This is a genomic window from Herbidospora sp. RD11066 (assembly GCF_054661255.1).
This window is the reverse complement of sequence record NZ_BAAGDO010000004.1, coordinates 216,626-235,499: the sequence shown is the minus strand read 5'-3', so window position 1 is coordinate 235,499 and position 18,874 is coordinate 216,626. Positions and strand designations below refer to the sequence as shown.

Sequence of the window (18,874 nt, the reverse complement as noted above, 5' to 3'; positions counted from 1 at the left end):
TGTGGCGGAGGTCAGGAGGGCCGGATCACGGTGCGCTCGCGGAGCCGGGACCCCGACGGCAGCGTGGACACGAAGGTCAGCCCGTCGGCCATCCGCGTGGACGGATTGACGTTGTCGTCGGGCGCGACCTTCTTGTTCGGTACGACCTGCTCGCAGTTGCTCCCGCCCACGACGAACGTCTCGGCGTAGAAGGTGCTGGTGTTCACCGACGACGGCCCGGTCACCACGATGTTCCGGATCGACAGCCCACCGGGAGAACCGATGCTCCCGGCCACCCGCTGCATGGCGGCGCTGGCGCCGAACACCAGGGCGTCACCCGGGCGCACGGTGGTGCTGTAAGTGGTGGTCTCGGTGTGCTCGCGGTTCCAGGTGCGCTGGTACGCCAGCTTGAAGGCCCCCTGGAACGCGCCCTTGAGCCCGAGGGCTCCGCCGAGCTTGCCCGAGCCGTTGGCGCCCGCCTTGCCGCCGACGGTGGCGGTCGGGCCCTTCTGCTTGTCGGGTGTGTCGAAGCTGCCGCTGCCCTCGGCGTTCACTCCGGCCGTGACCTCGCCGGAGCCGTTGAGCTGGCCCTCGGTCGTGATGTTGCCGGTGATGTCGCCGCCGAGGTTGTCGCTGCTCCCGGTTTTCAGGGTGATCTGGCGATCGACCCTGATCGGGTCGTCGGTGCAGTTGACGGCGGCGTTGCCGAGCGATTTCACGGCGCTGTAGAAGTCGCCCGAGGCGGCCTTGTCGACCGTGAACCGGCAACCGCTGGCCTCCTTGGCGCAGTGCTCGGCGACCGGACGTACAGAGGGCAGTGGCCTCTCGCCGTCGAAGGCCCGCGCGACGGGCGGCGCGGGCTCCGGCGCGGCCGAGGCCGCGACCGGGGAGAACAGCGCGAGAGCGGCGGCCGGCAGAACGTACTTCACTGGTTCATCAACTCGCAGAGGCCGGTCAGCGACGACGAGCCGTCGTCGACTTTGAAGATGGCGGGCAGATCGGCGGCGAACGCGTCGCAGGTGGAGGCCAGGGCCGAGGCGGCGTTGTCCGTCGGCGCCGCCTGGAAGGAGTCGAGTTCGGCCTGGACCTTGTCCAGCCCCTCCTGCTGCTCGGCGCCGTCGCCGATGAGGTTCTTCATGCACTCTTTGCCCTCGGCCGTCCCGGGCGGGCAGTCGTCGGCCTTGTCCTTGGCCGCGGCGATGTCCTCCTTCGCGGCGGCGATGTCCTTCTCGGCGTCCTCACGGTCGGAGTCGACGCTCTCGCGGTCCTTGTCCGACGCCGCGCAGGGCTTCGGCTCGCCGTCGGGGCACTTCTCCTCTTCTTTCGGATCTTCCTGTACGACTTGGGGCCCCGACATGGTCGTCGCCCCGGCGGCCGGGGTGAGGACACATGCGACGACGGCCGCCGATGTCACAGTGAGCAAGGCGACGACGCCAGGCAGACGAAAAACAGGCATGTTCTTCTTTCGGCGATTTATCCGATAAACAATGCGTCCACGCGACGCACGGCAACAAAAAGTAGCCACGCATGCACACGGAGCAAGATCGCCACGCCGAAATCCCGCGTCTGGAAAAATTGGCGATCACTTCATCCCTGCGGGCTGGGCCGAAAGTCCCAGAAGTCGGCGGCGGGTGGGCCCAGTTTCCGGGACGGGCGCGCTCACCTGCCGAATCGGGGCGGTTGCCCGTACACGATGAGCGGTTTGTGGCGGAAGATGTCACTACTCAGATGTGTGCGGCAAGGACGTGGATGTGACTCCTGGAGATGTCGGGGCAGGAGGTCGGCGATGAGCGCCGGCCGGCGGCCGATCAGCGGCCCCGCGCGCCGCCTCGGCCAGCGGACCCGGTACGCCCTGCTCGTCACCGTGGTGATCTGTGTCGCCGTCGCCGTCCCGCCCCTGCTGATCCCCCGGCAGGACGACCGCGCGGAGGCCTCGGGCTCGCAGGCTTCGGGCGCGCAGGCGAGCCCGGTGTCCAGCCGGGTGCCGACCACCGCACCCCCGACAGCGACCCCCAAGAGCACGGGCACCCCGCGTCCGACCCGGACGCGTCCGACCGCCACGCCCGTACGCCCGCGCGTGCCCTCCTGCGCCACCTCGCGGGGCTCGGGGATCGTGGAGGTCACGCCCGTCCCGGCCTGCTCGATCTACGCGTCGGCGCTCGGGACGGGATGGCGGGCGTCCGGAATCGGGACGAACGTCGACCCCGGCCGCCCGGTGCCCGACGGCGAAGAGGCGGCCGTCAGGATCCAGCGACGGGTGAAGAGCCGCGATGATCCCGCGACCGTGACCCTGCTGGCGGGCTCACCCGTGCTGACCGGCGCGAACACCCGGCTGCGCCTGCGCGTGTACGGCGGCCGGCAGTACGGCACCATCCTCCGGCTGTCCGCCTCACCCTCGGCGGGACGGGCGGGCGCCACGACCGTGACGCTCCACGCGCCCCCGGAGCGCTGGACGTCCTTCGTGGTGCACGTGGGCACCCTGTCGCCCGGCCGCCTGCGCCGGATCGACCTCGCCATCGCCAGCGAGCAGCTCCCGCAGGCGTACGAGTTCTACCTCGACGACATCGTCCTGGGGAGGTGAGATGGCCGTGGGGCGTCTGCGGGTCTACGCCGTGGATCCGCTGGTCGCGCCGGCCGCCATCTGCCGTGCGGTGATGCTGGGCAGGGCCGCGGTCGTGCTCACCTCCGCCGGGGCCGGGCTGCTGCTGGTGGCCGACCTCTGGCGGGTGCTGTCGGTGATCGCCGTGACCGTGCTCGCCACGGTCGCCGAGGTGACGGTGCTCACCCGGCACCCGGCCGTGGTCCGTCGCGCGCTGCCCGTCATCGGAGCCGACTGGCTGGCGGCCACGGGCATCCTGCTGCTGAGCAAGGGCGGCATGGCGTACTTCTGCTTCGCGGCCGGGTCGGCGGCGCTGGCCGGGGCGTTGCTCGGCATGCGCGCCCTGGGGATCTGGGCCGTCCAGGCCGCCTTCGGGTTCGCCGCCGCGGCCTGGGCGCTGCGGGCGGGACCGTACTCGCCGGACGTCGCCGCGTTCGTGATGGCGTTTCCGATGCTCAGCGTGCTCGCGGGCATGGGCGGGGCGGTGGCCACCTCCGCGCTGGTGCGCTACTTCGATCTGACGGTGGAGGTGACGGCCTCCGCGCAGCGGTCCGCGGCGGCCGACGAGCGGGCCCGGCTCGCCCGCGAGCTGCACGACTCCGTCAGCAAGACCCTGCGCGGGGTGTCGTTCGCCGCCCTGGCGCTCCCGTCGTCGCTGCGCCGTCAGCCCGCTCTGGCCGAGCAGCTCGCCGAGACCGTCTCCCGGGGCGCCGAGGTGGCCGCGCGGGAGGCCAGGCAACTGCTGGAGGGGCTGCGCGGGGACGTACCGGACCGGTCCTTCGAGGACACCGTCCACGAGGTCGCGCGATCCTGGCAGCACGACGCGGGCGTCGCCACACGGGTGACGGTGGCGTGCGCCGAGCCCGGGGTCGCCGTCCGGTACGAGATCGTCCGCGTGCTCCAGGAGGCGCTGACCAACGTGCAGCGGCACGCCTTCGCCTCCCACGTCACCATCCGCCTGATCCAGTCGGGCGGCCTCCTGGAGCTGATCGTCGGCGACGACGGCATCGGCTTCGTCGTTCCCGAGGAGCTCGGACGGCTACAGTCGCAGGGACATTTCGGCCTTGTCGGCATGACGGAACGGGCGCGGGCCGTCGGCGGCCACCTGCGGGTGAGGTCCTACCCCGGGGCGGGCACCGTGGTCACGGTCTGCGTGCCGCTCGATCCACTGGAGTGATGGATGATCGACGTCCTGATCGTCGACGACAACCCGATCGTCCGCGCCGCCATGTCCGCGTTCCTGGACGCCGACGACCGGGTCCGGGTGGTCGGCGAGGCGAGCAACGGGCACGAGGGGCTCGCGGCCGCACGCCGCCTGCGTCCCGCGGTGACCCTGCTGGACCATCGCATGCCCATCGCCGACGGGCTCTCGGTCGTGGGCGAGCTGGGCCTCTACACGAAGGTGCTGGCGCTGACCAGCGACTACACCGAAGACGTGATCGCCTCGATGCTGCGCGGCGGGGTGCGCGGATATCTCGTCCACGGCCAGTTCGACCCGCCGGAGCTGCTGCGCGCCGTGCTGGCCGTCGCCGAGGGCCGGGGCTGGCTCTCGCCGGTGGCCGCGTCGGTGGCGACCTCGCTCGTACGGGGTCAGGCCGAGCGTGACCAGGAGCAGCGCGAACGGGCCGAGCGGCGGCACACCGTGCAGACGAGGTTCGGGATCACCAGGCGCGAGCGCGAGGTGCTGAACCTCCTGGCCCAGGGGCTGAGCAACGCGTCCATCGCCATCCGGCTGGGCCTGACGGAGAAGACCGTGAAGAACCACCTCAACAGCGTCTTCGGCAAACTCAACGTGAGCAGCAGGACCGAGGCCGTCCTTTTCTGGACCGGAAACGCCTGACCCGGGAATTGGGCCATGACGCTCAACCCATACGGGACTTTCTGCCTAAATCCGCAGGCGGCCGGGTGACTAGCGTTCGACCCGCTCACGTTGTTCCACCGTGAAGGGAAATCGATGTCAGACCACACCCGGCGGGTCCACTGGAGCCGGGCGGCGGGGACGGTTCTGCTTGCCGCGGGCCTGCTGCTGGCCGCGCGCCCGTTCCTGATCCCGGCCTCGGCCGCCACCTCGCACGCCTCGCACCAGTCGGTTCCGGCGGCGGTGGCCTCGCCGTTCCCCACGGCGAAGCCGCTCCCGGTCCCGACGTTCTCCGGGCCGCCGCCGTTCGCCCAGTACCGCGAGATCCACGCGAACTGCAAGGTCACCCACCACCTGTCCGACGACCCGATCGTCTATCCGGGCCTCCCGGGCGCGGCCCACAACCACACCTTCGCCGGGAACCCGACCACGAACGCCAAGTCGACCAGGACGTCCCTGCTGGCGGGCGGGTCGAGCTGCCAGGACACCATGGACAAGTCCGCCTACTGGATCCCCACGCTGTACCAGAACGGCAAGGTGGTGGACCCGACGATCGTGACGACCTACTACAAGTCGGGCGTCAAGGACTACCGGACGGTCCAGCCCTTCCCGGCCGGCTTCCGGCTGATCGTCGGCGACATGCGCACGGCTTCGGCCGCGGACTTCCAGGGCACCTGGACCTGCGGCGGCGGCACGTTCACCACGTTCCCGAAGTCCTGCCCGTCGGGCAGCTCGCTGATCGTCCGCCTGAAGGCCCCGAGCTGCTGGAACGGGCGCGACCTGGACTCGTCCGACCACAAGAGCCACATGGCCTTCCCGGTGAAGGGTGTCTGCCCGGCGGCGTTCCCGGTCCCGCTGCCGATGCTGGAGATCAAGGTCCCCTACAAGCTTCCCGGCGGGAAGACCGACGGCCTCGCCTACTCCTCCGGCGCGAGCTACTCCTTCCACTACGACTTCATGGAGGCGTGGTCGGGCAACCGGCAGGCCGAACTGGTGAAGCACTGCATCAACGGCGGCCGCCAGTGCAACGGCTACGGAATCGACCAGCACAAGCCCTGACGAAACCGCAGCGCCCCCACGCTCGACTCTTCGGAACGGCGTACCTCATCGGGGTACGCCGTTCGCGTGCAGGGGCCGATCAACAAGACTCCCGGCCGTGAAAGCCTGCGCGAACCAGCCGATTCGTGCTGGCTTCGGGGATCACGCGGTGGCATCCGGAGGCCGCGACACAGCCACGATTTCCACCATGCCGTCGAGCCCGGCGAAGTCCTTCGGGTTGGCTGTATACAGGGGAAGCCCATTGCTCGCGGCGATCGCAGCGATCATCAGATCGGCCGCCCTACCGCGCGGCTGCCGGCCGGCCGCGCGGACGGCCGCACAGATCTGGCCGTACATACGCGCGGCTTCGTCGTCATAGGGCAGCGCGTCGAATGTGGCCTCTACATGCTGAAGAACCGCCATACGTCGAGCACGCCTGATCGGATCGGCAGTCGCATGCGGCGCATCTGACAGCTCACCGAGGGTCACCGCAGTGATGAGACCCGCCTGCGGAAGTTCAGCTGCTTCGTAGAGAGACAGCACAGCCACGATGTTCGTGTCCAGTACGCCTTCCGCATGTCTCACAGACCGGTCCCCTCCAGCGGATCGTCAGGCAACCCTTGATCGATACCGGCGTCCAGATCCGCGCGTAGCTCATCGACATCGAGGGCAGGCGCGCCAGCGAAGATCGCCAGCACCTCCGTCATGGGCACAGCACGCCGACGTTTGATGGGAACAACATCTGCGAGCGGCTCGCCATTGATGGTCAGCACATACCGCTGCCCTCGCCGCAGTCCTCGCGTCACGCTCCCCGAGTCATTGACGAATTGCCGCACGCTGACGTCCACCGGCTGAGACTTCCCGCTCATCAATCACCCTCCCTCCGTACCACCCCGTACCACGGTAACAATTAAACCCGCCGACGGTGGTCGCGTCACCCCAAGGAGAAGCAACCGCTTCGCAGCGGCCCCGGATCTGGAGATCGGTCATCCGCGCGAAGCGAGGCCAGCCATGCGAACGCCGACGTTGCGCCGTCTCATGACATTCAGGACGAGCAACGCCAGCCTTCACCGGGCCTGTTCAAACCTTGTGGTGCGGCTTGGAGTCCATCATTCGAGCGAAGCGAGCTCGACCCGAGCGAAGCGAGGCCCTGCCAAGGAGCGCGAGGGGCGGAGCCCTTCGCTAGGAGCGCAGCGACCCCGGAGCGAAAGCGACGGACGGGGGCGCGTAAGCGCACCAGGGGGAGCGCGAGGGGGCGCCAGCCCTCTCGTATCGGGGGGTTCGGGGGGTCGTCCCCCCGTAGAACGAGGAATGGCCCGTGACAGCCGCCCCAAAGGGGCGTCAACCACGAGCCATTCCGAGCGTGGAGGTGGCGGGAATCGAACCCGCGTCCTTCAGCACCGAGCCAGGGCTTCTCCGGGTGCAGCCTGTTTAACGTTTTCTCAGCCCCGGCGCTCTCACAGGCGAGTCGCCGACAGGCTCATCCGCTGTTTGTTTTCCCATCTCCCCCCGCGGCCGGCGAAGATGGTGGAGCCTCCTAGCAATGCCAGATCCCGAGCCGGAGGCGGTCTCGGGCTGACACGGTTTAACTCGTCTGCTTAGGCAGCGAGAGCCAGGGAACCCTGGCTAACCGAAGTGGCCTTGGTATTGGCACTTATTTGTTTGCGGTCACAGTGTTAACGAGGTTATGTCCGCCGTCCTCGACCCGCTTCCCCTGCCTTGTAATGCCAAAGTCGAAACCGGTCACCCCCATGTGAAGTTGTCAAACCCGGGCGCGCAAGCTCCCGGACACCGCAACTTTACCCGTACAACCACCCTGCCGCGAACATGTATTCCCGCTACGGCGCCAGCGCGCCGAAGAACGAGCCCGCGACGGCGGGCGCGGCGCCGGGGACGGTGGTCTCGACCATGACGGCGATGGCGATGTCGCCCTGCCAGCCGACGAACCAGGAGAGCTGCTTGCGCTGCTTCTTCTCGACGTAGCCGACGTGGGAGGCGACACCGTAGACCTCGGAACCGGCGACGGAGGCGGCCTTGGCGGAGCCGCTGGTCACGCCGGCCCTCATGAGGGTGCGGAGGGTGGCGACGCGGCCGGGGTCGAGGTTGATGGGCTTGGGGGCGACGGCGGGGGTGACGATCTCGGTGTTGGAGTCGGGCAGGGCGGGGCTGGTGACGAGGACGGGCGGCCGCCAGGTGCCCGACTGGACGGCCGCGGCGACCAGGGCCATGGCGAGAGGGCTGACCTGCACGGTCGTCCCGGCGATGACCTTGGCTCGGGTGGCGTCGGTGGCGGGGGCGGGCACGTGGCCGCTGTGGCCGGGGAGCGGCAGGGTGTAACCGGCGCCGATGCCGAACTGCTGGGCGCTCAGGAGCAGGTCGTCGCTCTTGACCAGGCGGGCCAGGGAGGCCAGCGCGGTGACGCAGCCGTGGGCGAAGTCGGCCTCGAAGGTGGGGGCGGCGGCGGTGACGCCGACCTGCTGGAACCGGGCGCCGCCGACGGTGCGGTCGGCGGTGCAGGGCACCTTCTCCTGGGTGTCGAGGTCGGCCTTCAGCAGGGCGTCGGTGGAGACGATGGAGAACGCGGTGCCGGGCGGGAATTTGCCGGCCAGGGCGTCTTTCTGCTGGTGGAGGCCCTTGGTGGAGATCGCGCGGATCTCGCCGGTGGAGGCCTGGACCGCGACCAGCGCGGCCGGCTGGGTTCCGGCGACGGCCAGGTCGGCGGCGTGCTGGAGGGCGGTGTCGAGGGTGGTGCGGACGGGGGTGTTCTTCCGGCCGGGCCACGACTTGAGCTCCTTGACCTGCTCCCACGTCTTGGTGTCGAGGATGACGACGCGGGTCTCGGTGGAGCCGGTGAGCTGATCCTGGTAGGCCTTCTGGAGGCCGTCGCGGCCGACGGTGTCACCGGCCCGCTGAGGGCCGCCGAGCTGCTGCTCACTCTCGGGGGTGACGGCGTTGACCCGGCCGACGATCTGCGCGGGCGACTTGGGGGCGACCGGCGGGTGGACCTCGGCGATGGTGAGCCCGGGGATCGCCTTCAGCTTGGCGGCCAGCTCACGGTATTTGTTGGGCCCGAACGTGGCGAGCTGCACCGCGTCGGTCGGCGGGGCCGACAGGATCCGGCTGAGCAGCCGGTCTTGCGCGAACCCGGTGATCTTGGAGAGCTCCTCGCACACCTTGGCCGGGTCGGTCAGGTTGGCGGGGACCACCTGGGCGACGAACTGGGTGTCGTCTTCCTGGAGCGTGTCACCGTTGCGGTCGATGATCGGCTGGCGGCCCTCGGGGTCGATCTTCACCGCGAGCCGCTGACCCGCGTGCAGATCGGGGTGGACGACCTCCGGAGACCAGTGCACCTTCCACCGGCCGTCGATCAGGCGCAGCGGGAGCACGCTGTTGTACGTCCACAGCGGGTTGTTCTCGCCCAGGTTGACCTCGGCGGAGAAGTTGGCCGCCGCGGTGTCGCCGTCGCGGCTGATGGTGCCCAGCGCGAACCGGATCGAGGCGGCGTCGAGGTGGAGCCCGACATCGCCGAGCGCCTTGACCACACTGGCCTGGTCGGCGTCGGCCCGGCGGGCGGCCATCTCGAAGTCGCCGCTCTGCCAGCCCACGAGGAAGTCTCGGACCGCCTCGTGGGGGGACGGCTCCTCGAAGCAGGCGGTGAGCACCGGCGCCATGAGCGCCAGGGTCAACGCCAGCCGAAGGGGACGACGGTGCACCACGGCCTAGCGGCCCCCCTTGCGCCTGATGGCGCCCGACATGGCCCGTCGCATATCCCGGTTGTCCTGCTTCTCACGGAGGGTCTGGCGTTTGTCGTAGTCCTTCTTACCGCGCCCGATGCCGACTTCGATCTTGGCCCGGCCATCTTTGAAGTAGAGGGCCAGCGGGATCAGGGTCAGACCCTTCTCCCGCAATGTGGCGTAGATCTTGGCGATCTCCTTGCGGTGCAGGAGCATCTTGCGCTTCCGCTTGGCGGAGTGGTTCGTCCAGGTCCCCTGGGTGTATTCGGGGATGTGGACGTTGTAGAGCCACGCCTCGTCGTTCTCTACGGCGGCGAAGCCGTCGGTCAGGTTGGCTCGGCCCTCACGCAACGACTTCACCTCGGTGCCGGTCAGGACCAGACCGGCCTCGTAGGTGTCTTCGATGAAGTATTCGTGGCGGGCACGCTTGTTCTGGGCGATGACCTTGCGCCCGGTCTCACGAGGCATGGCAAGAGCCTACCGGCGGCTCGTCACACCCGCAGATAGCGGCGGAGCGTGATGAAGGACGCGAGGATACAGATGATCACACCGATGGCCATGGTGCCGGAGATGATCGCGGCGACCGTGTTCCATCCGAGCGCTTCGGGCAGGAAGGCCTGGATGCTGTCGAAGATGAGAATCTTGCTGGTGATCAGCATGACAGCCGCCAGGACACCGCCGATCAGACCGGCGATGACACCTTCGAGAACGAACGGCAACTGGATGTAGACGTTGGACGCGCCCACGAGCCGCATGATGCCGGTCTCCCGGCGGCGGTTGAAGGCCGACAGCCGCACCGTGTTGCCGATCAGCAGGGTGGCGGCGAAGACCATCGCGAAGGCGACCGACAGGGCCATCCACTGGAGCTTGTCCATGAACCCGAAGTAGTCGTCGAGCAGCTCACGCTCGTTCATGACGTTGGAGACGCCGGTCTGGCCGGAGAGCTCTTCGACCACCGCCGTCGCCTGGTTGGGATCGCGCAGCTTCACCCGGAACGACTCGGGCATGTCTTCGGCCTTGAGGAACGAGGCGAAGACGTTGTTGGACTGGTTGTCGAGGAAGTTCTTGTAGGCCGTGGCGGAGTCTTCGAAGGTCACGCCCTCGACCTGCGGAATGCCCTTGATGACGTCCTCGAGCGCGACCTTCTGCTCTTCGGAGATCCCCTTCTTGTCGGTGCACGGCTCGAAGGGGGAGTTCTCCTTACACAGGTAGACCGACAGCTCGACCTTGTCGCTCCAGAAGCTGGTCATGCTCGAGACCTGTGAGTTGATCATCAGCCCGATGCCGAGCAGCGCCATGCCGACAGCAACGGTCACGATGACCGCGATGGTCATCGTGAGGTTGCGACGGAGGCCGATCCAGACCTCGGAGAAGATGAAATTCGCCCGCATGCTTCCTTCTTAGTAAGCCTGGCCGTAGACACCCCGCGACTGGTCGCGGACGATCTTGCCATCCTCCAGCTCCACCACACGCTTGCGCATGGAGTCCACGATGGCGGCGTCGTGCGTCGCCATGAGGACGGTGGTGCCGGTCCTGTTGATGCGGTCGAGCACCTTCATGATGCCGATGCTCGTCGCGGGGTCGATGTTTCCCGTTGGCTCGTCGGCCAGCAGGATCATCGGTCGGTTGACGAAGGCCCTCGCCATGGCCACTCGCTGCTGCTCGCCACCCGACAGCTCGTCGGGCATCCGGTGCGCCTTGCCTTCGAGGCCCACCAGTTCGATGACCTCGGGCACGACCTTGCGGATGAAGCGGCGCGGCTTGCCGATGACCTCGAGGGCGAAGGCCACGTTCTCATAGACGTTCTTGTTGGGCAGCAGCCGGAAGTCCTGGAAGACGCATCCGATGCGGCGCCGGAGGTGGGGCACCTTGAAGTTGGAGAGTTTGGCGAGGTCCTTGCCGGCCACATGGATGGCGCCGGAGTTGGGCCTCTCCTCTTTGAGAACCAGACGGAGGAACGTCGACTTTCCCGAGCCCGACGGCCCTACGAGAAACACGAACTCGCCCTTGTCGACGTCGACCGAGATGTGGTCGAGCGCAGGGCGATTCTGGTTCACATAGACCTTGGTGACATTATCGAAATGGATCACGGGCGCATCACGGCATGCCAGTCTAGGGGGCGGGGGACATCCATACCGGGGGGCGCCGGTCTCTTTGCTCCAGATCGACGTTCCGGTTGGCCAGAGCTCAGTCTAGGGGTAACACTGGCATGGAACGTCCATAACGGAAACAAAACGATTAGGGCATAGGTAAAGGGCCGATGAGCTGCGAACACTTGATCTGCGCCGCGTGCGCCCGGCCAGTGGTGGAGGGTCGGTGCCCCTCCTGCCGCGCCACCAGGGAGAAGATTCACTTCCACGGATTCCTGGGTTTGCCACCACTTCTGGTGGCCCTTGTGATAACGCTCGCCCTGGCTTTGACGGCGCTGAAGGTCGCCTACAGCTGAGGCGCTACTCCTGACCCGACTCCTGGCGGCGCATCCAGCGGATCTCGCCTTCGATGAAGCCGTCGAGGTCGCCGTCGAGGACCGCCGTCGGGTTGCCGGCCTCGACCCCCGTGCGCAGGTCTTTGACGATCTGGTAGGGGTGCAGCACGTAGTTGCGGATCTGGGTGCCCCACGAGCTGGTGGCCTCACCGCGGAGCTCGCTCATCGTGGCGGCCTCCTCCTGGCGCTTGCGCTCCAGGAGCTTGGCCTGGAGCACGGTCATCGCCGAGGCGCGGTTCTGGAGCTGGGAGCGCTCGTTCTGGCACGACACCACGATGCCGGTCGGCAGGTGGGTGATGCGGACCGCCGAGTCGGTGGTGTTGACGCCCTGGCCGCCGGGGCCCGACGACCGGTAGACGTCGATGCGGAGGTCGTCTTCCACGATGTCGATGTGGTCGGTCTGCTCGACCACCGGGACGATGTCGACACCGGCGAAGGAGGTCTGGCGGCGGCCCTGGTTGTCGAACGGGCTGATGCGGACCAAGCGGTGGGTGCCGTGTTCGCCGCGGAGGGTGCCGTAGGCGTAGGGCGCCTTGACCGTGAAGGTGGCGCTCTTGATGCCGGCCTCTTCGGCGTAGGAGGTGTCGTAGACCTCGGTGCCGTAGCCCTTGCGCTCGGCCCAGCGCAGGTACATGCGCAGGAGCATCTCGGCCCAGTCGGCCGCGTCGACGCCGCCGGCCTGGGAGTTGATCGTCACCAGGGCCTCGCGGGCGTCGTATTCGCCCGACAGGAGGGTGCGGACCTCCAGGGCGCCGATGTCGGACCGCAGGGAGACCAGCTCTTTGTCGGCCTCGGCCAGCGTGTCGTCGTCGCCCTCTTCGGCGGCCAGTTCGTAGAGAACCTTGAGATCTTCCATGCGCGCGGTCAGGGCCTCGACCCTGTTGACCTCGCTCTGGAGGTGGGAGAGCTTGCTCGTCACCTTCTGGGCGGCCTCGGGGTCGTTCCACAGATCTGGAGCCGCGGCCTGTTCGCCGAGCTCGGCGATCTGCTTGCGCAGGCTCTCGAGGTCGAGCACGTCCTGAATGCTGTTCAGGGTGCCGGTAAGCTCGTTGATCTCTTCTGCTGGATCGATGGCTGCCACGTTTCTAAAGGGTACGCGAACACCGGACCGACTCAGGTACGGTCCCTTTTGCACAAGGGAGGGGGGTTCACATGCGCCGCGCGCTGACCTTTCCCATGGCGATCCTGGTGCTCGCGGGCTGCACGAGCCAGGCCCCGGTGCCGAAGCCGAGCCCGGTCGCCGCCACCTCGAAGCCCTCCCCCACTCCGGCGCCGCCCGCCCTCACGATCGACGAGGCGACCGCGGCGGCCGACGTCTTCCTCGGCACCGACGACGTGATCCGCTCCATGGGCGACGGCCGGATGGCCCTCGAACGCGCCAGGGACGGCCAGGATCCGCTCGTGCTGGCCGAATATCGGTCATCCGAAAACAGGCCCATCCGATACTCGTGGGGGCCGCGAACACTGATCGTCCCGCGCCTCCCGAAGGGCGTCACGCCGTGGTTCGCGGCGGTGGCCGAGCGGACCAACGGCGACGAGCGGCAGACCGCGATCATGACCTTCATGAAGGAGGGCCAGTCGTGGCAGCGGGGGTTCACCACCCTGCTGAACGACGGCGCCGTCCTGCCGGAGATCGAGAAGGACGCCGAGGGCTACGCCACCCTGCTCGACGCCCGCGACCAGTCGATCGCGATCAGCCCCAACCTGCTGGGCCCGCTCCACGCGACGGTCGCCGAAGAGGGCCCCGGCGGGTTCACCTCGGCCTTGATCAAGGAAGGCCCGCTGACCAAGGGGTTCTTCGACGACATCGGCGCGCAGAAGAAGATCTACGAGAAGGCCGGCTACGACTACATCTCGATCTTCGCGGCGGCGGCGTCCTACCCGGTGCAGGCCGTCCGCACCGCCGACGGCGGCGGCCTGCTCTCCTACACCCTGACCCGCACCACCCAGTGGATCCCGGTGCTACCCAACGCGGTGGGCGGCCACCTGCCGATCCCCCCCGACGCCAAGTGGGACCTGACCACCACCGAGATCCTCAAGGACCGCCGTATCCAGGAGACCCAGCAGTTCCTGGCCGTGGTCCCGCCCCGCACCTCCAAGGCCCCGGCCGAGATCATCGCCTACGACGGCCGCATCACCCAGGCCAGCGCCACCGAATAAGGCAAACCCGGCCCACGCCACCCCGGCAAAGCCCAGGCCAGGCCGCTTTCACCCCGACAAGGCCCAGGCCCACGAACGATGCCCGGAATGCCGCACAAATGCCATCGGCGGCACCCCCGCAAGGGCGCCGCCGACAACGAAAACCCAGGTCAGCCTCGGTGCGGGAGGCCGCTCGTCGCGACCAGGGTCCGGATCGCGCGCAGGGCCACCGACAGGGTCGCCAGGTCGAAGACGTCGCTCTCCCAGATCTCCGACAGGGTCTGCCGTGACCGGGTCACCGCCGCCTCGTTGGCCTCCGACCAGCGGGCCAGCCGCTCCTCGGGCGCCTCGCCCGGCTTGCTGTGGATCAGCACGTCGCGGGTCAGGCTCGCGTGCGCCGAGTAGAGGTCGTCGCGCAGCGCCGAGCGGGCCATCGTGTTCCAGCGGCTGTCGCGCGGCAGCGCTATCACGCGTTCGCGCAGGCGGGCGAGCTGGATGCGGTCGGCCAGGTCGAAGTAGACCTCGGCCACCTCGCCGACCGGACGGTCGGTGGCGACCGCGATCTCGACCAGGTCGAAGGTCGAGTAGGCGGGCACCATCGCGGCCACCCGTTCGGCCAGCTCGTCGGGCACGCCCCGGCCGATGAACTGGTCGCGGCGCTCCTCGAAGGCGGTCAGGTCGGGACCGCTCAGGAGTTTGGGCAGGTGGGGCAGCAGGGCGGCGGCGCCGTCGGCGAAGAACCGCGCCGAGGCGGCCAGGTCGAGCGGCGGGCGCCGGTTGTTGAGCAGCCAGCGGGTGCCGCGCTCGGACAGCTTGCGCCCTTCGAGCAGCAGCGCGAGCTGGGTGTCGATGTCGACCCGGTTGTCGAGCCCCTCGACCTGGCGGCGGAAGGCGGGCAGGTCGAAGATCTGCCGGGCCGCCAGATAGGCCCGCGCGATGTCGGCCGTGGAGGCCCCGAGCTCCTCGTGGAACCGGAAGACGAAGCTGGTGCCACCGTTGTTGACCAGGTCGTTGGTGACGCCGGTGGTGATGATCTCCCGCCGCAGCGGGTGATTGTCCATATAGGTGGTGTACGACCCCCGCAGCGCCGACGGGAAGTAGGAGACCAGCCATTCGCGCAGCGCCGGGTCGTCGGGCAGGTCGCTGGCCAGCACCTCCTGGTCGACCACGAGCTTGGTGTAGGCCAGCAGCACCGAGAACTCCGGCGCGGTCAGCCCGAGCCCGGTCTGGCGGCGTTCGGCCAGCGCCTTGTCGGAGGGCAGGAACTCCAGCGCCCGGTTGAGGCGGCCCTGCCGCTCCAGCCTGCGCAGGTAGCGGGTGTGGATGTGGAGCATGTCGCCGGCCTGCTTGCGGGCGGCGGCGAGCACCACGTTCTGGGCGAGGTTGTCGCGCAGCACCAGGTCGCCGACCTCGCCGGTCATCTCGGCGAGGAGCTGATTGCGCTGCTTCTCGGTCAGCTCGCCGTCGCGGACCGCCTCGTCGAGGAGGATCTTGATGTTGACCTCGTGGTCGGAGGTGTCGACCCCGGCGGAGTTGTCGATGAAGTCGGTGTTGACCAGGCCGCCGTGCAGGGCGAACTCGATGCGGGCGAGCTGGGTGAAGCCGAGGTTGCCGCCCTCGCCGATGACCTTGCAGCGCAGGTCGGCGGCGTTGACCCGCAGCCCGTCGTTGGCCTTGTCGCCGACGTCGGCGTTCGACTCGGAGGTGGCCTTGGCGTAGGTGCCGATGCCGCCGTTCCACAGCAGGTCGACCGGCGCCTTGAGGATCGCGCTGATCAGGTCGTTGGGGGCCAGCGAGGTGACGCCGTCGACGATCCCGAGCGCGGCCCGCATCTGCGCGGTGACCGGGATGGATTTGGCGGTACGCGGCCACACCCCTCCCCCGGCGGAGATCAGGCCCTTGTCGTAGTCGTCCCATGAGCTGCGCGGCAGGGCGAACAGGCGCTCGCGCTCGGCGAAGCCCCTGGCGGCGTCGGGGTCGGGGTCGACGAAGACGTGACGGTGGTCGAAGGCGGCCACCAGGCGGATGTGCGGCGAGAGCAGCATGCCGTTGCCGAACACGTCGCCCGACATGTCGCCGACGCCGGCGACGGTGAAGTCGGTGGTCTGGGTGTCGAGCCCGAGGGTGCGGAAGTGGTATTTGACCGATTCCCAGGCGCCCCGGGCGGTGATGCCCATGGCCTTGTGGTCGTAGCCGACCGAGCCACCGGAGGCGAACGCGTCTCCCAGCCAGAAGCCGTAGTCCTTGGCCACGCCGTTGGCGATGTCGGAGAACGTCGCGGTGCCCTTGTCGGCGGCGACCACGAGATAGGTGTCGTCACCGTCGTGGCGGACCACGTCGGCGGGCGGCACGACCTGGCCGTGGACCAGGTTGTCGGTCACGTCGAGCAGACCCGAGATGAACTGCTTGTAGCAGGCGACGCCCTCGGCGAGGAACTCGTCGCGCCCGCCCTGCGGCGGGTGCTTGACGACGAAGCCGCCCTTCGACCCGGTCGGCACGATCACGGTGTTCTTCACCATCTGCGCCTTGACCAGGCCGAGCACCTCGGTCCGGAAGTCCTCCATGCGGTCGGACCAGCGCAGCCCGCCTCGGGCCACGGCGCCGAACCGCAGGTGGACGCCCTCGACGCGGCGGCCGTACACGAAGATCTCGAACTTGGGCCTCGGGAGGGGCAGCACACTGATCGCCTGAGGGTCGAACTTCAGTGAGGTGTACGGCTTGCGCCGGCCCTCGGCGTCACGTTGGAAGAAGTTGGTGCGCAGCGTCGCGCAGACGCATTCGAGGTAGGCCCGCAGGATGCGGTCCTCGTCGAGCGAGGCGACCTCGTCGAGGGCGGCCAGCACCTCTTCCTTGAGGGCCGCCGACAGGTCGACGCGGGAGCTCTCGGGCAGGCGCGGGTCGAGCCGGGCCTCGAACAGGCGCACCAGCAGGCGGGCCAGCCGCAGGTTCCCGAGCAGGGTCTTCTCGATGTAGTCCTGCGAGAAGGTGGCCCCGGCCTGGCGGAGGTACTTGGCGTAGGCGCGCAGCACCTCGGCCTGTTCCCAGGTCATCCCGGCGGCGAGCACGAGCGCGTTGAAGCCGTCGTTCTCGACCTGGCCCTTCCACAGCGCCGAGAAGGCGTCTTGGAAGAGGCGCTTGAAGTCGTCGGGCGGCAGCGCCGCGGGCGGGGTGTAGCGCAGGCCGAAGTCGTAGATCCACGCGTCTTTGGTGCGCGGGTCGTTGTCGCGGTCGACCTGGTAGGGGCGCTCGTCGACGACCTCGACGCCCATGCGCGCCAGCAGCGGCAGCACGTGGGACAGCGAGATGGCCGCGCCGAGGCGGTAGAGCTTGAACCGGCGCTCGCCCTCCAGGGCGTCGAGCGGTTCGTAGAGGTTCATCCCGATGTCGTCGGCGTCGTCGTCGCTGAGCTGTTCGAGGCGCTTGAGGTCGGCGACGGCGGCGCGGGCCGGAAAGTCGGCCTTGTACCCCTCGGGGAAGGCGACGCTGTAGCGGCGGATCAGGCCGGGCACGTCGGCCTCGTCGCAGAGGTCGCCGATGGCGGCGGCGAGGTCGTCCTCCCAGGTGCGGGTGGCGGCGGTGACCTTGGCCTCGAGGGCGTCGACGTCGACTCCCTCGGTGGTCAGCGGCAGCCCGCGCTCACCTCGGATGACGACGTGGAGCCGGGCCAGCGCCGACTCGCCGATCATCGCGCTGTAGTCGAGGGTGCGCCCGCCGAGCGCCTTCATCAGCAGGTCCTGGATCAGCAGCCGGACCTTGGTGGTGTAGCGGTCGCGCGGCAGGTAGATGAGGCAGGAGATGTAGCGGCCGTAGTCGTCGCGGCGCAGGAACAGCTTGACCTGCTTGCGCTCGCGCAGCCGCAGCACGCCGAGGGCGATCGGCAGGAGCTCGTCGGCGGAGATCTGGAACAGCTCGGCGCGCGGGTAGGTCTCCAGGATCTCGATGAGGTCCTTGCCGTCGTGGCTGTCGGGCAGGAGCCCTGCCTTCTCCAGCACGGCGGCCAGCTTGCGGCGCAGCAGCGGCACCCGGGAGATCGACTCGTTGTACGCGACGTGGGTGAACAGGCCGAGGAAGCGGCGCTCCCCCACCACCTCGCCCTCGGGCGAGAAGAGCTTGACCCCGACGTAGTCGAGGTAGGCGGGGCGCGAGACGGTGGCCCGGCTGTTGGCCTTGGTGACGATCAGCACCTGCTTCTCGCGGGCCTTGGCGCGCAGCTCCGGCGGCATCGCGGCGAAGCTGCCCGAACCGGCCCGGTCGGGGCGCAGCACACCGAGGCCGGTGCCCGGCTGGGAGGTGAGCGTGTCGTCTTCCTCCAGCCGGTATTCGCGGTAGCCGAGGAAGGTGAAGTGGCCGTCGGCCAGCCAGTGGAGCAGCTCCAGGCTGTCTTCGACCTCGGCCGGGTCGAGCGGCGGCGGGTTGACCGCGAGGTCGTCGGCGGTGGAGACGGCCAGGGCGCGCATCTTCGCCTGGTCTTCGACCGCGCCGCGCACGTCGTCGAGGACGCGGACGAGGTCGGCCTCCAGAAGAGTGCGCGCGGTCGGGTCGGCCTGGCGGTCGATCTCCATGTACATCCACGACTCGGCCAGGGTCAGGCCGGTGACGTCCATCTCGTCGGGGCCGAGGAGCCTGCCCGTCATGTCGCGGCGCACCCTCATCTGGGGGTGCACGATCAGGCGGGTGCCGAGCTCGTGGCGTTCGATCTCGTTGGTGACCGAGTCGACCAGATAGGGCATGTCGTCGGTGACGATCTGAACCACCGAGGTGGCCGGGTCGCAGCCGTGCTCGTCGAGCGTCGGCGCCGTCACCCTGACCAGCGCCCTGCCCTGTGGCCGCACGGCGGCCAGCTTGCGATGGGCGAGGGCGGGCCCGTAGATGTTCATCGGGTCGCGGTCGGCGAGGTCGTCCAGAGGGACGTTGCGGTAGAAGTCCCGCAGGAAGTCAAGGGTGTCGGCGTTCTGGTCGCCACACGCGGCGGCGGCCGCGCGGAGCAGGTCGTCGAGTTCCCCGGCCGGGTCGAGCGGCATCGCGGTCCTCACTCCTTTGTG

The 18,874-nt window shown here is 68.8% G+C and carries 15 protein-coding genes and 1 other RNA gene; 5 read left to right on the top strand and 11 right to left on the bottom strand.

Translation table 11 applies throughout. The annotated features are described in order from the left end of the window. Positions 1-11 precede the first annotated feature (11 nt). Both ACYQ78_RS17905 and ACYQ78_RS17900 read right to left on the bottom strand, forming a co-directional pair. Entirely contained in the window at positions 12-908 is an 897-nt protein-coding gene (locus tag ACYQ78_RS17905) for a hypothetical protein (protein ID WP_459801980.1), read from the bottom strand. Further along, entirely contained in the window at positions 905-1,402 is a 498-nt protein-coding gene (locus ACYQ78_RS17900) for a hypothetical protein (protein WP_459801979.1), read from the bottom strand. The genes ACYQ78_RS17905 and ACYQ78_RS17900 overlap by 4 nt, the downstream gene beginning before the upstream one ends. Before the next feature lie 363 nt (positions 1,403-1,765). Between ACYQ78_RS17900 and ACYQ78_RS17895 the strand changes: the two genes are divergently transcribed. The 4 genes from ACYQ78_RS17895 to ACYQ78_RS17880 all read left to right on the top strand — a co-directional run bounded on the left by ACYQ78_RS17895 (position 1,766) and on the right by ACYQ78_RS17880 (position 5,495). After that, positions 1,766-2,560, top strand: coding sequence for a hypothetical protein (locus ACYQ78_RS17895; protein ID WP_459801978.1), 795 nt, complete (start codon positions 1,766-1,768; stop codon positions 2,558-2,560). A 1-nt stretch (position 2,561) separates the two neighbouring features. Then, the gene (locus tag ACYQ78_RS17890; RefSeq protein ID WP_459801977.1) at positions 2,562-3,755 is read left to right on the top strand and encodes a sensor histidine kinase; all 1,194 of its coding nucleotides are present in this window, start codon (positions 2,562-2,564) and stop codon (positions 3,753-3,755) included. A 3-nt stretch (positions 3,756-3,758) separates the two neighbouring features. Beyond that, positions 3,759-4,418, top strand: coding sequence for a LuxR C-terminal-related transcriptional regulator (locus ACYQ78_RS17885; RefSeq protein WP_459801976.1), 660 nt, complete (start codon positions 3,759-3,761; stop codon positions 4,416-4,418). A 114-nt stretch (positions 4,419-4,532) separates the two neighbouring features. Next, complete coding sequence (locus ACYQ78_RS17880) at positions 4,533-5,495, top strand: DUF1996 domain-containing protein (RefSeq protein WP_459801975.1); 963 nt, start codon at positions 4,533-4,535, stop codon at positions 5,493-5,495. 141 nt (positions 5,496-5,636) lie between these two features. Here the strand turns inward: ACYQ78_RS17880 and ACYQ78_RS17875 are convergent, their stop codons facing one another. The 8 genes from ACYQ78_RS17875 to prfB all read right to left on the bottom strand — a co-directional run bounded on the left by ACYQ78_RS17875 (position 5,637) and on the right by prfB (position 12,774). After that, positions 5,637-6,017, bottom strand: coding sequence for a PIN domain-containing protein (locus ACYQ78_RS17875; RefSeq protein ID WP_459801974.1), 381 nt, complete (start codon positions 6,015-6,017; stop codon positions 5,637-5,639). Between the two features lie 38 nt (positions 6,018-6,055). After that, positions 6,056-6,322, bottom strand: a complete 267-nt coding sequence (locus ACYQ78_RS17870) for a type II toxin-antitoxin system Phd/YefM family antitoxin (protein WP_459801973.1) — start codon at positions 6,320-6,322, stop codon at positions 6,056-6,058. 513 nt (positions 6,323-6,835) lie between these two features. After that, positions 6,836-7,225: a transfer-messenger RNA gene (gene ssrA / locus ACYQ78_RS17865) on the bottom strand. An 87-nt stretch (positions 7,226-7,312) separates the two neighbouring features. Beyond that, the gene (locus ACYQ78_RS17860; RefSeq protein ID WP_459801972.1) at positions 7,313-9,190 is read right to left on the bottom strand and encodes a penicillin-binding transpeptidase domain-containing protein; all 1,878 of its coding nucleotides are present in this window, start codon (positions 9,188-9,190) and stop codon (positions 7,313-7,315) included. A 3-nt stretch (positions 9,191-9,193) separates the two neighbouring features. Further along, complete coding sequence (gene smpB, locus ACYQ78_RS17855; RefSeq protein WP_459801971.1) at positions 9,194-9,676, bottom strand: SsrA-binding protein SmpB; 483 nt, start codon at positions 9,674-9,676, stop codon at positions 9,194-9,196. Positions 9,677-9,699: 23 nt separating this feature from the next. After that, positions 9,700-10,599: a permease-like cell division protein FtsX gene (ftsX, locus tag ACYQ78_RS17850; RefSeq protein WP_459801970.1), complete on the bottom strand. Its 900-nt coding sequence runs from the start codon at positions 10,597-10,599 to the stop codon at positions 9,700-9,702. A 9-nt stretch (positions 10,600-10,608) separates the two neighbouring features. Continuing rightward, positions 10,609-11,298 (bottom strand): cell division ATP-binding protein FtsE, encoded by a 690-nt coding sequence (gene ftsE, locus ACYQ78_RS17845; RefSeq protein ID WP_061299409.1) that lies wholly within the window; start codon positions 11,296-11,298, stop codon positions 10,609-10,611. A gap of 360 nt (positions 11,299-11,658) precedes the next feature. Next, positions 11,659-12,774 carry a peptide chain release factor 2 gene (gene prfB, locus ACYQ78_RS17840; protein ID WP_459801969.1) on the bottom strand — a complete coding sequence of 372 codons (1,116 nt, stop codon included), beginning with the start codon at positions 12,772-12,774 and terminating at the stop codon, positions 11,659-11,661. Positions 12,775-12,845: 71 nt separating this feature from the next. Here prfB and ACYQ78_RS17835 point away from each other — a divergent pair, with 71 nt between their 5' ends. Further along, positions 12,846-13,853 (top strand): hypothetical protein, encoded by a 1,008-nt coding sequence (locus ACYQ78_RS17835; RefSeq protein WP_459801968.1) that lies wholly within the window; start codon positions 12,846-12,848, stop codon positions 13,851-13,853. Positions 13,854-14,002: 149 nt separating this feature from the next. On the opposite strand, the gene ACYQ78_RS17830 is transcribed toward ACYQ78_RS17835, so the two are convergent. Then, complete coding sequence (locus ACYQ78_RS17830) at positions 14,003-18,853, bottom strand: NAD-glutamate dehydrogenase (protein WP_459801967.1); 4,851 nt, start codon at positions 18,851-18,853, stop codon at positions 14,003-14,005. Positions 18,854-18,874 lie beyond the last annotated feature (21 nt).

What these genes read in the sequence shown, in the direction of transcription:
- ACYQ78_RS17895 (WP_459801978.1), top strand. Translation starts at nt 1,766, where the DNA reads ATGAGCGCCGGCCGGCGGCCGATCAGCGGCCCCGCGCGCCGCCTCGGC.
- ACYQ78_RS17890 (WP_459801977.1), top strand. Translation starts at nt 2,562, where the DNA reads ATGGCCGTGGGGCGTCTGCGGGTCTACGCCGTGGATCCGCTGGTCGCG.
- ACYQ78_RS17885 (WP_459801976.1), top strand. Translation starts at nt 3,759, where the DNA reads ATGATCGACGTCCTGATCGTCGACGACAACCCGATCGTCCGCGCCGCC.
- ACYQ78_RS17880 (WP_459801975.1), top strand. Translation starts at nt 4,533, where the DNA reads ATGTCAGACCACACCCGGCGGGTCCACTGGAGCCGGGCGGCGGGGACG.
- smpB (WP_459801971.1), bottom strand. Translation starts at nt 9,676, where the DNA reads ATGCCTCGTGAGACCGGGCGCAAGGTCATCGCCCAGAACAAGCGTGCC.
- ftsX (WP_459801970.1), bottom strand. Translation starts at nt 10,599, where the DNA reads ATGCGGGCGAATTTCATCTTCTCCGAGGTCTGGATCGGCCTCCGTCGC.
- ACYQ78_RS17835 (WP_459801968.1), top strand. Translation starts at nt 12,846, where the DNA reads ATGCGCCGCGCGCTGACCTTTCCCATGGCGATCCTGGTGCTCGCGGGC.
- ACYQ78_RS17830 (WP_459801967.1), bottom strand. Translation starts at nt 18,853, where the DNA reads ATGCCGCTCGACCCGGCCGGGGAACTCGACGACCTGCTCCGCGCGGCC.